The organism is Acidobacteriota bacterium (assembly GCA_018268895.1).
In the GTDB taxonomy this organism is placed as follows: Bacteria; Acidobacteriota; Terriglobia; order Terriglobales; family Acidobacteriaceae; genus Edaphobacter.
Genome location: JAFDVP010000014.1, coordinates 47,925 through 62,310 on the forward strand (window position 1 = coordinate 47,925; position 14,386 = coordinate 62,310).

The 14,386-nt window shown below is 60.8% G+C and carries 14 protein-coding genes; 12 read left to right on the forward strand and 2 right to left on the reverse strand.

All coding sequences use genetic code 11. The features are described from left to right. The first annotated feature begins 4 nt into the window (after positions 1-4). The 7 genes from JSS95_17355 (at position 5) to recO (ending at position 4,353) form a co-directional block, all read left to right on the forward strand. Positions 5-235, forward strand: coding sequence for a MoaD/ThiS family protein (locus JSS95_17355; GenBank protein ID MBS1801581.1), 231 nt, complete (start codon positions 5-7; stop codon positions 233-235). After that, positions 232-678 carry a molybdenum cofactor biosynthesis protein MoaE gene (locus tag JSS95_17360; GenBank protein MBS1801582.1) on the forward strand — a complete coding sequence of 149 codons (447 nt, stop codon included), beginning with the start codon at positions 232-234 and terminating at the stop codon, positions 676-678. The genes JSS95_17355 and JSS95_17360 overlap by 4 nt, the downstream gene beginning before the upstream one ends. Then, positions 678-1,667: a VWA domain-containing protein gene (locus JSS95_17365; protein MBS1801583.1), complete on the forward strand. Its 990-nt coding sequence runs from the start codon at positions 678-680 to the stop codon at positions 1,665-1,667. The genes JSS95_17360 and JSS95_17365 overlap by 1 nt, the downstream gene beginning before the upstream one ends. A gap of 130 nt (positions 1,668-1,797) precedes the next feature. Beyond that, the gene (locus JSS95_17370) at positions 1,798-2,703 is read left to right on the forward strand and encodes an inositol monophosphatase (protein MBS1801584.1); all 906 of its coding nucleotides are present in this window, start codon (positions 1,798-1,800) and stop codon (positions 2,701-2,703) included. A 133-nt stretch (positions 2,704-2,836) separates the two neighbouring features. Then, positions 2,837-3,097, forward strand: a complete 261-nt coding sequence (locus JSS95_17375) for a ferredoxin family protein (protein ID MBS1801585.1) — start codon at positions 2,837-2,839, stop codon at positions 3,095-3,097. A 59-nt stretch (positions 3,098-3,156) separates the two neighbouring features. Beyond that, on the forward strand, positions 3,157-3,612 hold the full coding sequence (locus JSS95_17380; GenBank protein MBS1801586.1) for a DUF1569 domain-containing protein: 456 nt from the start codon (positions 3,157-3,159) through the stop codon (positions 3,610-3,612). 3 nt (positions 3,613-3,615) lie between these two features. Next, entirely contained in the window at positions 3,616-4,353 is a 738-nt protein-coding gene (gene recO / locus JSS95_17385; GenBank protein ID MBS1801587.1) for a DNA repair protein RecO, read from the forward strand. Here the strand turns inward: recO and JSS95_17390 are convergent. Next, entirely contained in the window at positions 4,322-4,888 is a 567-nt protein-coding gene (locus tag JSS95_17390) for a hypothetical protein (protein MBS1801588.1), read from the reverse strand. The two genes, recO and JSS95_17390, sit on opposite strands and share 32 nt — an antisense overlap. Before the next feature lie 105 nt (positions 4,889-4,993). On the opposite strand from JSS95_17390, the gene JSS95_17395 reads away from it, so the two are divergent. Both JSS95_17395 and JSS95_17400 read left to right on the forward strand, forming a co-directional pair. Then, entirely contained in the window at positions 4,994-5,971 is a 978-nt protein-coding gene (locus JSS95_17395) for a glycine--tRNA ligase subunit alpha (GenBank protein ID MBS1801589.1), read from the forward strand. 90 nt (positions 5,972-6,061) lie between these two features. Beyond that, positions 6,062-8,206, forward strand: a complete 2,145-nt coding sequence (locus JSS95_17400; GenBank protein ID MBS1801590.1) for a glycine--tRNA ligase subunit beta — start codon at positions 6,062-6,064, stop codon at positions 8,204-8,206. A 201-nt stretch (positions 8,207-8,407) separates the two neighbouring features. Here JSS95_17400 and JSS95_17405 read toward each other — a convergent pair whose 3' ends face one another. After that, positions 8,408-9,049 (reverse strand): hypothetical protein, encoded by a 642-nt coding sequence (locus JSS95_17405; GenBank protein ID MBS1801591.1) that lies wholly within the window; start codon positions 9,047-9,049, stop codon positions 8,408-8,410. A gap of 85 nt (positions 9,050-9,134) precedes the next feature. Between JSS95_17405 and JSS95_17410 the strand changes: the two genes are divergently transcribed. The 3 genes from JSS95_17410 (at position 9,135) to rpoN (ending at position 14,330) form a co-directional block, all read left to right on the forward strand. Beyond that, positions 9,135-11,702 (forward strand): hypothetical protein, encoded by a 2,568-nt coding sequence (locus JSS95_17410; protein ID MBS1801592.1) that lies wholly within the window; start codon positions 9,135-9,137, stop codon positions 11,700-11,702. After that, complete coding sequence (gene lptB / locus JSS95_17415; GenBank protein ID MBS1801593.1) at positions 11,699-12,427, forward strand: LPS export ABC transporter ATP-binding protein; 729 nt, start codon at positions 11,699-11,701, stop codon at positions 12,425-12,427. Before JSS95_17410 ends, lptB begins: the two co-directional genes overlap by 4 nt. A gap of 223 nt (positions 12,428-12,650) precedes the next feature. Next, complete coding sequence (gene rpoN / locus JSS95_17420; protein MBS1801594.1) at positions 12,651-14,330, forward strand: RNA polymerase factor sigma-54; 1,680 nt, start codon at positions 12,651-12,653, stop codon at positions 14,328-14,330. Positions 14,331-14,386 lie beyond the last annotated feature (56 nt).

Sequence of the window (14,386 nt, forward strand, 5' to 3'; positions counted from 1 at the left end):
GCGTGTGCGTGTGCTCTATTTTGGTGTGTTGAAGGAAACTCTTGGCCGGGAGAGCGAGATGGTCGATCTGGCTGAGGGCGCGTGTGTGGCGGATGTGTTGGCACGGTTTGGGAACGAGGAGCAGATGCGGTCGATTGCGGTGGCGGTCAATCACGAGTATGCGCGCCGGGAGGATGTGTTGCGGGATGGGGATGAGGTGGCTCTGCTGCCTCCGGTGAGCGGAGGTGTTAGATGAGGATCGAAATCGTCGATGCGCCGATTGTTGCAGACGAGATTGTTGCCGCGATGAAGGCTGGCAGCGATGGCGCTGTGTGTGTGTTCGACGGGATCGTTCGCGATAACACGCGCGGGAGGAAGACGCTGCACCTGGACTATGAAGCCTATCGCGAGATGGCATTGGCGCAGATGAATGCGCTGGCAGTGGAGGCGGTGGAGAGGTTTGGCGTGCGCGATGTGGCGCTGGTGCATCGGCTGGGACGGCTGTTGGTGGGGGAGACGAGTGTGCTGATCGTGGTGGCGTCGGCGCATCGCGGCGCTGCGTTCGATGCGTGCCGGTGGCTGATCGATACGCTCAAGAAGACGGTGCCGATCTGGAAGAAGGAACAGTTTGTGGACGGAGCGGTGTGGGCGGATGGCGAGCCGTTTCCTGAAGAGATTGCTCCGGGTGGGCGCGTGTGATGAGAGTGGCGGGAGTGGTGCTGGGGGCAGCGCTTTTGATGCAGGCTCCGATTGTGCGGCGGCCTCCGATGAAGCCGGTGCAGCCGGATGAGGAGTCGCAGCAGCCTGTTGGGCAAGGGAAGACGGACGAGGGCAAGGTCCCGACGATTCGCGTGGAGTCGCGGCTGGTGAATGTGGCGGTGAACGTCGTCGATAAGACGGGAGCGCCGGTGGGTGGTTTGCAGCAGGGCGACTTCGAGGTACTGGAGGACGGCAAGCCGCAGAAGATCGCTTACTTTGAAAAGGAGTCGACGACACCTCTTTCGATTGTGCTGGCGATCGATGCGAGTGAGAGTGTGCTGCGGAACGAGAGCCTGGAGAAGAATGCGGCGAAGCGTTTTGTGAATACGCTGCTGCGCGAGCAGGATGAGCTGGACCTGATGGACTTCTCGGATACGGTGCGCGAGATTGTGCCGTTTACCAATCAGAAGAAAAAGATTGAGGCGGGTCTGAACCAGATCCAGCGAGGAGCGGAGACAGCGCTGTTTGACGCTATCTATCTGGCTTCGGACCGTCTGTCGCAGACAAGAAACGATGCCGGTCGAAGGCGCGTGCTGGTGTTGATTACGGACGGTTCGGACACGGCGAAGCGCTCGCGCTATGGACAGGCGCTCGAAGAGGCGCAGAGAGCGGGCGCGATGATCTACTCGATCATTATCGTGCCGGTGTGGGCGGACGCGGGGCGAGATACCGGCGGAGAGCATGCGCTGGTGCAGTTGTCGAATGACACGGGAGGAAAGTATTTCTACGTGGAAGACAAGAAGGACCTGGAGCCTGCGTTTGCGCGGGTCTCGGATGACCTGCGGACGCAGTATGTGATCGGCTACTACGCTCCGCAGCGGGGCAGAGATACTTCGTTTCGTTCGGTGAAAGTGCGGATGAAGGACCCGGCGCTGGGGAAGAAGTATGATCTGCGGCACAGAAGCGGGTACTACGCGGATGGAAGGTAGCAGCTAGTTTTGTGTATCGCTGCAAGTGAAAATGCAGGTCCTTCGACTGCGCGGCTTTGCCGCTTCGCTCAGGATGACAATCTCTCTCTAAAACTGAACAGCATTTAGAGTTGAAGTAAGAGGGATCACTGTGAGCCAGTTTGAGTTTGTGGGTGTTGCCGAGGGAATTGCGCGCGAGGCCGGGGCGCTGCTGAAGAGCTACTACGAGCGAGGTGTGACGGCCGAGTACAAAGGCGACGTCGACCTGGTGACCGAGGCGGACAAGGCGAGCGAGCGGCTGATTCGCGAGCGACTGCATGAAGTATTTCCCACACACGGTGTTTACGGCGAAGAGGGGACGCGTGACCGGCTGGAGAGCGAGTATCGCTGGTACGTCGATCCGCTGGATGGCACGACGAACTTCGCGCATGGGTTTCCGGCGTTCTGCGTGTTGCTGGGGTTGGAGCGTCGCAGGCCGGGACTGGCGGCAGACCAGGACGGTGAGATGGTTGCGGGTGTGACGTACGACCCGCTGCGCGATGAGATGTTTGTCGCTGAGAAGGGCAAGGGCGCGTGGCTGATCCCCGGCGGCCTGAGCTTGTCGGGGAGGGGAAATGCACGGCGGATTCATGTGTCGAAGGTGAAGACGCTGCAGGAGTCGCTGACGGCGACCGGCTTTCCCAGCCAGAAGCGCCATGGCAGTCCGAACATCCACTTCTATCAGCAGATCACGCTGCGGTCGCATGGTGTTCGTCGCGCAGGGGCGGCGGGGCTCGATCTTGCGTATGTCGCCTGCGGACGGCTGGAGGGGTTCTGGGAGTTCAATCTGAATCCCTGGGACACGTCTGCGGGCGTATTGCTGGTCGAGGAGGCAGGCGGTACAGTGACGCACTTCGACGGCGGAGCGTTTACGCTGGACAGCCGCGAGGTTCTGGCGACGAACGGGCTGATAAAAGACGAGATGGTGCACATCTTTACGGAGATGTTTGCGGGGCGGGAGCTGGATCGGATTCCTACGCCGGCGGAGTTTGCGGCACGGCGGGCTGCAGAGAAATAGGCCTGAAAAGGTCGTACTTTCAGGATGATTTCGGTTTGCAGCGGGAGCGAGGGATGCTGCTAGAATCGTTGCAAGCCCCACAACTGAAACAAGAATTTCAGCGGCGGCACAAGATTCAAGGGAGATTACCAGAATGGCTTATGTGATTGCGGAACCGTGCATCGGGACAAAGGACACCGCTTGTGTTGATGCCTGCCCGGTGGACTGTATCCACCCGAAGAAGGATGAGGCGGGTCACGGAGATTCGGCGCAGCTCTTCATCGATCCGGTCGAGTGCATCGACTGCGGCGCGTGCGTTCCGGTTTGTCCGGTTTCGGCGATCTACGCCGGAGACGATCTGCCTGAGAAGTGGGCAGAGTTCCAGCAGAAGGCCGCCGATCACTACGGCCGGTAGATTGAGTTCAGGAAACGGGAGACGCGCGGCCTTAGGCTGCGCGTTTTTCTTTTGGGGGCATGATGAAGAGTCTGGCTTCAGCGAGCGTAGTAGCGGAGACAAGAGAGAGGCTGCAACGGCTGACGGAGCAGGACCGTCCTCTGTGGGGGAAGATGACGGTACGGCAGATGGTGAGGCATCTGAGCTGTGCGTATGAGGTTGCGCTGGCGGAACGGAAGGTGGAAGCGGTCAAGGGCCCTCCGCCATGGTTGATGAAGTTTGCTGCGTTGCGACTTCCGTTGCAGTGGCCGAAGGGTAAAGCGGAGACGCCGCCTGAGCTTAAGAGAGCGGTCGAAAAAGATCCGTCGGGGCCGTTTGGGGAGCTGGTGGATGAGGCGGTTGCAAAGATGGAGGCGGTGGCGAGCGGCACTCGCTGGCAGGAGAGCCATCCGTTTTTTGGGGCGATGACGTCTGCTGACTGGATGCGGTGGGGATATCTCCATGCCGACCATCACCTGCGCCAGTTTGGACGGTAGACGATGACGCAGCGGCAGGGTGAGGCGATTGTGTTGCGGACGTGGCCATTTGAGGAGGCCGACCTGCTGGTGAGTCTGCTGACCAGGGAGCAGGGGCGCATCAAGGGCGTGGCGCGCCATGCGATGCGGTCGCGGCGGCGGTTCGGCGGTGCGCTGGAGCCGATGACGTACGTCCGCGCGACCTATGCCGAGAAGCCGAAGCAGGAGCTGGTGCGGCTGGATGCGTTCGAGATTCTGTGGTCGCCGCTGAAGGGGCCGATCGACTATGAGAGGACTGCTGCGCTGGAACTTGTCGCCGAGGTATTGGAGGAGGCGCTGCCGGAACTGGCCCCTGAGGACGCGGTGTTTCGGCTGGCGCTGGCGGTGATCGAGCAGATGCAGGTGGGCCGGGTGTGGATGCCGGTGGCGTACTTTGCGCTGTGGATGAGCCGGCTGATGGGCTGGATGCCGGCGCTGGGGCACTGCGCGGCTTGCGGGCTCGATCTGCGTGGAGGGTCAGTATGGTGGTCTCCTGCGGCAGATGGAGTGACTTGCGCGGACGATAAACGCGCGGGAAGCGCGTCGTTGTCTGCGGCGTCGGTGGCGGAGGCTCAGAGGATGTTTAGGACTCCTGTGGAGGAGCTGGCGAAGGAGGAGTGGCCACGGGGGCGGGCGGCGGATCTTCGTCGCTTCGCGGTGGAGCTGCTGGAGCGGCATCTGGAGCGGCGGATCAGGAGCGCGAGGGCACTGGAGCGAGGGTGAGACCGTAGGCGGCGCTTAGCCAGAGAACAGCACCAGCCAGATAACAGCCGATGGGGCTTTGCGGTCCTCGCTGAGAGAGAAATGGGTAGAGCACTGCGATGAGGATAAAGGTTGTTCCTGTGAGGTAGTGGGGTGGGTAGTCGAAGAGGCCCGCCAGCGGTAGAAAGTGAAGACCCACGATGATCATGATGGCCGGTATGATCCACGCCGACAGATGGAGGTTGGCGAGCACATTGCTGATGATAAGGATGAGAATCCATTGGACGGCGTTGACGATATTGAAGATTCGAGAGCGGCGCTTCTCCTGCGGGGAGCCGGTACGGGCTGCGAGGGCGCTGCTGTTTCGCTTGAAGATGAAGTAGGCAAAGGCAAAGAGAGCGATAGCACAGAGCACGACGGGAACGATGACGAGCACTGTTCCGTGGCCTGAATGGACGCAGCCGACGATGAGCCAGGCCGCTCCAAAGAAGGCAAAAAACATCGCTCCGATTGCCCGGCCCGCGCGAACGGCTGAGGGAAGAGATTCAGATGTCATTGAAACAAAAGTATCCGGGCCGAGGTAAGCTCGCAAGCTATTTGAAACCGAGGCGGATAGTTCCATTTAGAATCGTAGAGACCAGTGTCAATTGAAGAGAGAAGCATGTCACAGACAGCAGGGATGAAGGCGCTTACATTTCAGGAGTTGTTGTTCCGGCTGCAGCGGTTCTGGGCTGACCAGGGCTGCGTGTTGCAGCAGCCGTATGACGTTGAGGTGGGCGCGGGGACGATGTCGCCCGACACGTTTCTGCGGGTGTTGGGGCCGAAGCCGGTGCGGATTGCGTATGCGCAGCCCTCGCGGCGGCCGGCGGACGGGCGCTATGGAGAGAACCCGAACCGGCTGTTCCGCCATACGCAGTTGCAGGTGATTCTGAAGCCGCCGCCGGAGCGGATTCAGGAGCTGTATCTCGAGTCGCTCGAGGCGATCGGGATCGACCTGCGCGAGCACGACATCAAGTTCGAAGAGGACAACTGGGAGTGGCCGGTGGGCGGCGCCTGGGGCGTGGGCTGGCAGGTGATGCTCGACGGCCTGGAGATCACGCAGTTCACGTACTTTCAGCAGTGCGGCGGCATGGACCTGGACCCGATCTGTGGCGAGATCACATATGGGCTAGAGCGCATCGCGGGGTTCCTGCAGGATGTGGATTCGATCTACGACATTGTTTGGGCGGTGGAACCGGACACGGGCCGCAAGGTGACGTATGGCGAGATGCGGCTGGCTGAGGAGGAGCAGTTCTCGGCGTACAGCTTCGACTATGCCGAGGTTCCAAAGTTGTGGGAGCATCTGAAGCTGTATGAGGCGGAGTGTCTGGATCTTCTCGACAAGGCCAAGGGCATGTTCGACGGCAAAGCCAGGATGGATGCGCTGACCTTGAAGCGGTTTCCGGTGCTGGGCGCGTACGAGCTGGCGCTGAAGTGCTCGCACGTCTTCAACCTGCTGGATGCGCGTGGCGCGATCTCGGTGACGGAGCGCGTGGGCGTGATGGCGCGGATTCGCACGCTGGTTGTGGGCGTGGCGAAGGCCTACGCGCGGCAGGGTGAGTTGTTGGCGGCAGAGACGAAGGAATTAGTGGCCGGTTGACGGTAGACACTCCCACCCATCGCGATGAGACTGCGATGGATGGGGTACCCGGTCATCTGTGTGGCCGGAAGAGAGACGAGTTAGAGCGTGATGGCGGATTTTCTTTTTGAGATCGGGTTGGAAGAGGTTCCTGCACGGATGATCGCGGGGGCCGAGGCGGAGCTGAAGCGCCGCGTGGTTGCTCTGCTGGAGCGTGAGCGGCTGGTTGCGTCTGGCGCTGAGGCGAAGAGCTTCTCGACGCCGCGGCGGCTCGCCGTGCTGGTTTCGGGTGTTGCGGCGAAGCAGGACGACGCTGCTGAGGAGTTGACCGGACCTTCGGTGAAGGTGGCGTTCAAGGACGGCGTTGCGACTCCGGCGGCGGTGGCGTTTGCGAAGAAGGCCGGCGTCGCGGTTGAGGAGTTGAAGACGGTCACGACGCCGAAGGGTGAGTATCTTGCGGCTACGGCTGTGAAGGCAGGGCGCGCCGCAGCCGAGGTGATTGCGGCGGAGATGCCGAAGGAGCTGGCGGGCATCTATTGGGCGAAGAACATGTACTGGCGCGCGGGTAAGCCCGAGCGGTTTGTGCGTCCTGTGCGGTGGATGATTGCGCTGCTGGGCGATCAGGTAGTGCCGGTGGAGTTCGGTGGAAAGACGGCGGGAGCGGTAACGTATGGGCATCGCGTGTTGTTCGGCGATGCGGCGATCAAGCTGGAGGCTCCGGCGAAGTACGAGGAAGCACTGCTGACGGCGTATGTGATCGCCGATGTGGAGACGCGGCGGCAGAAGATTCGTAAAGCACTGGACCGCGTGACGCGGGCGGTCGATGGCGCGCGGTGGCGCGAGGACCACGGCTTGATCGACACTCTGACACATCTGACGGAGTGGGCTTCGGACCGCTCGGTGATTCTCGGCGGGTTTGAGGCGGAGTATCTTGCGCTGCCCGAAGAGGTGCTGGTGACGGTGATGCGCGACCACCAGAAGTATCTTGCGGTGGAAGACAAGGCGGGCAAGCTGGCCCCTCACTTCCTGGCCGTGCTGAATACCGAGGCAGATGACGCTGGGCTGGGTGTGATCCGGCATGGCAACGAGCGGGTGCTGCGGGCGCGGTTCAACGATGCGCGGTTCTTCTGGGAGTTCGATCAGCGCGTGCCGCTGAAGGAGCGCGTGAAACAGCTCGAACATGTCACGTTCCAGAAGGAGCTGGGAAGCTACGCGCTGAAGACGACGCGTGTTCGCGAACTTGCGGTGGGGTTGGCAGAGCTTGTGACGGCGCGTGGCGGCAAGGTGGATGCGGTTGCGCTGGATGAGGCCGCAACGCTGGCGAAGACCGACCTGACGACGGAGCTGGTAAAGGAGTTTACCGAGTTGCAGGGAATCGTCGGCGGCCTGTATGCGAAGGCGCAGGGAGCTTCGGCTGCTGCGGCGGATGCGATCTACGATCAGTATCTGCCGGAGTCGATGGAGGATTCCGTCCCGCGCACGGTTGAAGGCGCGCTGCTCTCGGTTGCGGACAAGGCGGACACCATCGCCGGGATGTTTGGGCTGGGCATGGAGCCTACAGGGTCGAAGGACCCGTTTGCGCTGCGCCGTGCTGCGAATGGGATTGTGAAGATTCTCGCCGAGAGTGTGCCTGCGCTTCCGCTGACGCTGAGTGAGGTTGCGGGGCGGGCAACCGCGAATGAGGCGGTAGAAGCGAAGGTTCGGGCGTTTCTTGTAGAACGTCTTGAGTTCTATCTGCGCGAGGCGAAGGGGCAGGCCTACGACGTGGTGAAGGCTGTGCTGGCCGCGGGGAGCGACGATGTGCGCGATGCGGTGGCGCGCGCAGAGGCGGTGAGTTCAGTTCGTGGCTCGGCGGATTTCGAGGCGGTGAGCGCGGCCTTCAAGCGGATGAAGAACATTCTGGCGCAGGCGAAGGAGAAGGGATATTTGGCTCCCCGCCCGATCATCGAAACTGGGGACCCAATAGAGAATCGGATGCAACAAGCAGGAGGGAGCGCGATAGATCCAGTATTGGGGAAGTTGTCATCTGCTGCGACAGTGGCCAAAAGCGAAATTGACCGGAATGGCAGGGGCAACTATGTTGCATCGCTCAAAACGATTGCCCAACTGCGACCTGTTATATATGAGTTTTTCGATAAGGTTATGGTGCTCGATCCGAACCCTCACATTCGTACGAGCAACCTTCTTGTTTTACAAACGATCTTGACCGATTCCCAACAGATTGCGGACTTCTCGGAGATTGTGACGGCGGGATAGGTGTTGTGGGTCGTGCTCCGCACGATGCCCACCTTAGCGACGATGAAGCTGTCGCGAAGATGGGGCACCAGTCTGGTTGGCTTTCGCAGGGTCTCTGGCGACAAAGAAAAATACGGGGATTCTTCGCCTACGGCTCAGAATGACGGCATCAGTGGCTGACTGAGGGCAGCATCATTTACGGATGCGAAATCCGTGAGCCGGTCAATTTAGCCGTTGCAGGCGGGCGATGAGTTTTTCGGCTAGCGGTTCGCCGGACTCTGTCCAGAGCAGTCGGCTGGAGATGCCTGAGTTCTTCTCGACCGAGAGGGTGAAGGCGAGGAGCATCTCGACGTTCTTCTGGATGTGCTTCTGCGCGTCTTCGTCGAGTGCGTCGTCGTCTTCGTCCATGACCCAGGGGGTGTCGAGGCCGAAGTCGATGCGGATGTGGCCGTTCTGCTCGTAGGTGGCCTGGTCGAACTCGGGGCCGAAGCCGATGATCTTGACCGTCGAGGGCTGGGGCTTCCAGAGGGCGTCGAGCGCGGCCTCTCCGTTGGTGGGCTCGGGGCGCCAGAGGTTCCACTTCATCTCGAACTCGTAGGCCATGTCGTCGTGGAGCTGCTCGGTGGCCTCGGCGACGGCGTTCTCGATGATGGAGTCCTCGGTGGACTGGGCGCGGTCGTCGTTGACGTAGATGCGCTGATAGACGGGGGACTCGCTAAAGCTGATGGGGTAGACGCTTGCGGCGGCGACCCGCTTTTCGCCGCTGATGAGCGCGAACTGACGCAGCACGGAGACGAGCGCCGCCGGCAGGGTGTCGAAGCGGAAGTTCGGGAACCAGAGGCTGAGATAGAGCTGGTCGGCCATTCGTTTAGTTTACAAGGGGATCGCCGAGATGGAACGGGGCGCCATTTGGGCGGTGGGGTGAGAAAATAACAGGGATAGGCTCACGATGCGTGTTTCGGTAGAGAGGCTGCGGATTTGGTTGCTGGTTGGCGCGGCCCTGCTGGTGCTGGTCGTCACGGGCTTTCTGGGCTATGCGCGCTTTCGGGCGCACCGGTTTCTTACGGAGCTTCCCGCAAAACTTGGCGCCGATATACGGCAGGAGACAAATGGGTTTACCTATTCGCAGACGCTCAAGGGAAGGACTGTCTTTACAGTCCACGCGGCCAAGGCGATTCAGCACAATGATGGCAAGTACACGCTGCGCGACGTGGGAATTGCCGTGTATGGCCATGGGGAAGGGCAGGACAAGAGCGAACGCGTCGACAGGATCTATGGGAAGGAGTTTGAACTCGACCAGGCTACGGGAGTGGTGAAGGCGATCGGCGAGGTGCATCTCGATCTACAGGCACCTGCGGCGAAGGATGCCGGCGGCAAGATGGATTACGCGGCGGGGAAAGACCTGAAGGGGCAGGATGGCGCCGATATGCACGAGGTGGGGCGGGGCGATGCGCGTCTGATTCATGTCAAGACGAGCGGGCTTGTGTACCTGCAGAAGCTGGCCGTGGCGGCAACGGATCAGGACATTGAGTTCGAGTACAACGGGCTGACAGGCCATGCGAAGGGAGCAGACTACAACGCCGATACCGGTCTGCTGAACCTGCAATCGGCGGTGAAGGTGAGCGGGCTGCAGAATGGAAAGCCTCTGCTTCTGACAGCTTCACGCGCGGAGATGGATCGGGTAAGCCGTACGGCGGTGTTGTCGCAGGCGAAGTACGTTACGGTGACCGGAGAAGGTGACGGAGGCAACGCCAGACAGACGGTTGAGGCGCGGCGCGCAGTAGTGACGATGCGTCCCAACAATGGCGTGGAGAGGCTGGACGGCGAAGGGGCCGTGACGGTTACGACAGGCGACGGTGCGCGGATGGTGGCCGACCGCGGAGAGGTGCTGTTGAGCGCAGATGGCAGGCCTCAGTCGGCGCACATGGTGGGCCATGTGGTGTATACCGCCAGCGATGACTCGAAGGATGCGAAGGGCAGCTCTTCGGAGGCCCGCATCGACTTTGACAAAAGAGGGCAGGCGGAGCGCGCGGTACTGAGCGGAGACGTTCATCTGAACGAGCATGTTCTGCCGGATGCTTCGTCGAAGGGCGCAGGCAGCGACCGCGAGCTGACTGCCGCAGTGGTGGAAGTTGGTCTCGTGACGAACGCGCAGGGAAAGCCGCAGCCACGCATGGTGAAGGCAACAGGCGATGCGCGCCTGAAAGTTGTCGATTCAGAGAAGGGTAAGGGGTCACGGTCGAGCGCGATGGCTGCGGAGGTTCTTACAGCGAATTTTGTTCCGGCGAACAATGGCGGTCAGAGGCTGGATGAGGTAAAGGGCAGCGGACGGACGACGCTGGAGAGGGTGAACGAGAAGGGTGCGGTGGAAACGAGCTCAGGCGATGTGCTTCAGGTGCGGTTCCGCAGCAGCCAGCAGAGGGCGGCAGCGGCGTCGGGGTTCGAGGGGAGCGAGATTGCGAGTGCACTTCAGCAGGGCCACGTCGTTGTGACGCGAAAGACCCCGCCGGCCAAAGGAGACGCTTCCGCAGGGGAGACGGACCGCGCAACGGCGGAGAGCGCAAGCTATGACGGCGGAACGCAGGTAATGACCCTGGACGGCGGCGTTCAACTGTCAAATACGGATGGCACGCTATGGGCTGACCGGGTTGCTGTTGAACAAAAGACAGGTGACGCCTCGGCGGCAGGCTCGGTGAAGGCGAGTTACCGGCAGGGAAGCGCGGGCGCGGTTGTGCATGTGCTGGCACAGCGGGCGGAGCTGAAAAAGACAGACGACCTGGCGGTATTCCATGGCGATGCGTCAAAACCGGCGAGGTTATGGCAGGAAGGGTCGCAGGTTGAGGCCCCGGTGCTTGAATTCAACCAGAAGCAGCGCAGGCTCATTGCGCGCGGAGAGGGTCCCGTTGCTCCTATGGCGGTACATGCCGTGCTGGTGAGCAATGGAGCGGGAGGAGCAAAATCTTCTGGTGCAAATTCCGCTGCGCCCCCTGGCAGCGCTGAAGCATCGAAACCGAGTGCTGTGTTGCGTGGGCCAGCGGCGGTGCGTGTGACGAGCCGGGAGATGGTGTACTCCGACGAGTCGCGGACAGCGGATTTTACCGGGGGGGTGCGCGTGGAGAGTGCGGATGGCGTGATGCGCGGCGATCGCGCTACGGCGTATCTCCAGTCCCAGAAGACCGACGTGACAGGAAAACACAGAGCAGGAAAGACGGATTCAGGTGCAGGTTTTTTGGGTGGCAGCCTGGAGCGTGTGGTGGTGAATGGCGGAATTGTGATCGACCAGCCGGGGCGGCGGGGTACCGGCGGCAGGCTGGTGTACACCGCAAACGATGGGCTCTTTGTGCTGACAGGGACGGCAGCCTCGCCATCGCGGGTGGTTGACCAGGCGCGAGGGGCGGTTACCGGAGTCGAATTGAGGTTCCGTTCGGAGGATGAGAGCGTAGTGATTTCTAATGGAGATAAGGGCGACGCAGGACTGCGGGTCCACACCGAGACGCGGGTGAAGAGAGATCGATGAAGACGTTATCGACCGAGGAGATCGGCAAGTCCTACGGAGGCCGGCACGTCGTCAGGGGCGTCAGCCTGAAGATCGAGCAGGGAGAGGTTGTTGGACTGCTGGGGCCAAACGGCGCCGGCAAGACGACGAGCTTCTACATGATCGTTGGCCTGGTGCGTCCGGATGCAGGACAGGTACTGGTCGATGGGCACGACATTACGCGGCTGCCGATGTATCTGCGCGCAAGAAGCTACGGCATCAGCTATCTGCCGCAGGAGCCGTCGGTCTTTCGCAAGCTGACAGTGGAAGATAACATCCTTGCCGTGCTCGAGACGCAGCAACTGAGCTGGGAGGGAAGACGGACGCGCACAGAGAAGCTGATCGAGCAACTCAACCTGGGGCATGTTCGCAAGACGCGTGGCTATGCGCTGAGCGGCGGCGAGCGCCGGCGAGTAGAGATCGCTCGTTGCCTGGCCATCGAGCCGGCATTTATCCTGTTGGATGAGCCGTTTTCTGGAATTGACCCGATCGCCGTGCTCGACTTGCAGGAGATCATCTTCGGTTTGAAGCGGAGCGGCATTGGAGTTTTGATTACGGACCACAATGTGCGCGAGACGATGTCGGTGACTGATCGGGCGTACATTATTAACGAGGGAAAGATATTCCGCGCTGGCACGCCGGGCGACCTGGGGCGGGACCAGGAGGTGCGAAGAATCTACCTGGGTGACAAGTTTTCGATGGATTAGAGCTAAGACAAACACACGGTACAACTTCTGTTGTAAGAGCACCCACCATCGTGAGAGGGTGCGCGTGCAAGTGTTCGCGTTAGACTTGCGCAAGAGAGATGAAGGAGTTGTAGACTGTGGCCTGACAGCCCTCCCCTAGCGTGCTGGAACGTGTCGCGAGCGTGGAAGCGGCATATCTAACAAATCTTGTTTACAAGCAATGAGTTACTGAGGACCCTGAGACGTGCTGCTTCAACCCAAGCTGAATTTGAAAGTCTCGCAACGCCAGGTGCTGACGCCCGGGCTGGTGCAGATGGTCAGCGTGTTGGCCCTGAATAAGCTTGAGCTCAAGGAGATGATCAATACCGAGATCGTCGAGAACCCTGTACTTGAGGAGATTGAAGAAGCGGGGGTCTCGCTGGACGAGCGGGCCGGCATGGAGGGCGACCGCGAACGCTCTGCGGAAGAGGTAGCGGCAGAAGGCGAGCGCGCTGAAAAAGATCCCTTCGACGAGATCGATTTTGGCAACTACTTCCAGGAGTATCTCGATCCGGGGTTCCGGACGGCCTCGAACTTCGAGGAGTACGACAAGCCATCATTCGAGAACTTTTTGTCGCAGCCTGGAACGCTGAGTGACCACCTGATCTGGCAGCTTGGCTCGTTGACTCTGGAACCCGAGGTCCGTGCCGCCTGCGAGTTGGTTGTTGGAAATCTGAATGAGAACGGTTACCTGACGGCGACCGACGAGGAGCTTGCCGAGGCGCTGGCCGGTTTGTGGACAGAGTCGCCCGAACCGATTCCGTTCGAGCGAGGTTCACGCCGCGGCATCGAGGCCCAGCCGTCAGAGATCGAAGCGGAACAAAAGGCCGTCTTGCAACTTGCAGCGGCGGCCGCGGCCGATGAAGACCATAAGGAGCTTCTGCGCCTGGTCCGGGAAGGGCGAACGATTGTCAACAACCTCGACCCGGTGGGCGTGGGAGCGCGCGATCTGCGTGAGTGTCTGACCATTCAGATCCAGGCACAGCAGAAAGAGGCGATGCTGGTGCTGGAGCGGCAGCGCGCCAGGGCCGGAAAGAACGGTCACAAAGCGCCGGAGAATGGTAAGGAAAACAAGCGCGGCGACGTCTTCAGCATTGCGTCGTACATCGTTGCCAATTGCCTGTCGCTGTTGCAGAAAAAAGACATGCGCGAGTTGACGCGCTGCTGCGGCCGCGACGCCGAAGAGGTGCAGTCGGCGGTGGAGTTTATCCGCACGCTCGACCCTCGCCCCGGCCAGCGGTACAACCAGGTAGAGACGAGATTGATTGAGCCCGATGTCGCATTCGTCAAACGGGATGACAAGTATGTCGTTCTTGTGAACGAAGAGGACATGCCCGCGCTGCGCCTGAACCACAGCTATCGCCGGATGCTTCAGGAGAAGCAGACCGAAAAAGAGGTCAAGGAGTACGTCAAGGAGCGGTACAAGTCCGCGATCCAGTTGCTGAGAAACATCGAGCAGCGAAAGAACACGATCGTGCGAACCTGCGAGGTGATCGTGCGCAGGCAGACGGATTTTCTGGAGCATGGTGTCGAGGCGCTGAAGCCGATGATGATCAAGGAGGTCGCCGAGGAGATTGGCGTCCATCCTTCGACGGTAAGCCGTGCTGTGGCCAACAAGTATGTCCATACTCCGCAGGGCGTCTACGAGCTGCGGTTCTTCTTCTCCGAGGGAGTGAACGGTCCGGAGGGCGGCGACCTTCCGCTGGTCCTGCTGAAGCGCAAGGTGAAGAAGCTGATTGAAGAGGAAGATCCGCGCAAGCCACTGACAGACGATCATCTGGCGGCAGAGCTGCAACGCCAGGGTATCCAGGTAACTCGCCGCACAGTGGCGAAGTATCGTGAGGACATGCAGATTCCGAGTACCCATCAGCGGCGGGTACGTTAGTTTCTCTCTTGTAAAACATGTCTGGCGGTTCCTCGCTCGATAGCGTGAGCAGGCGT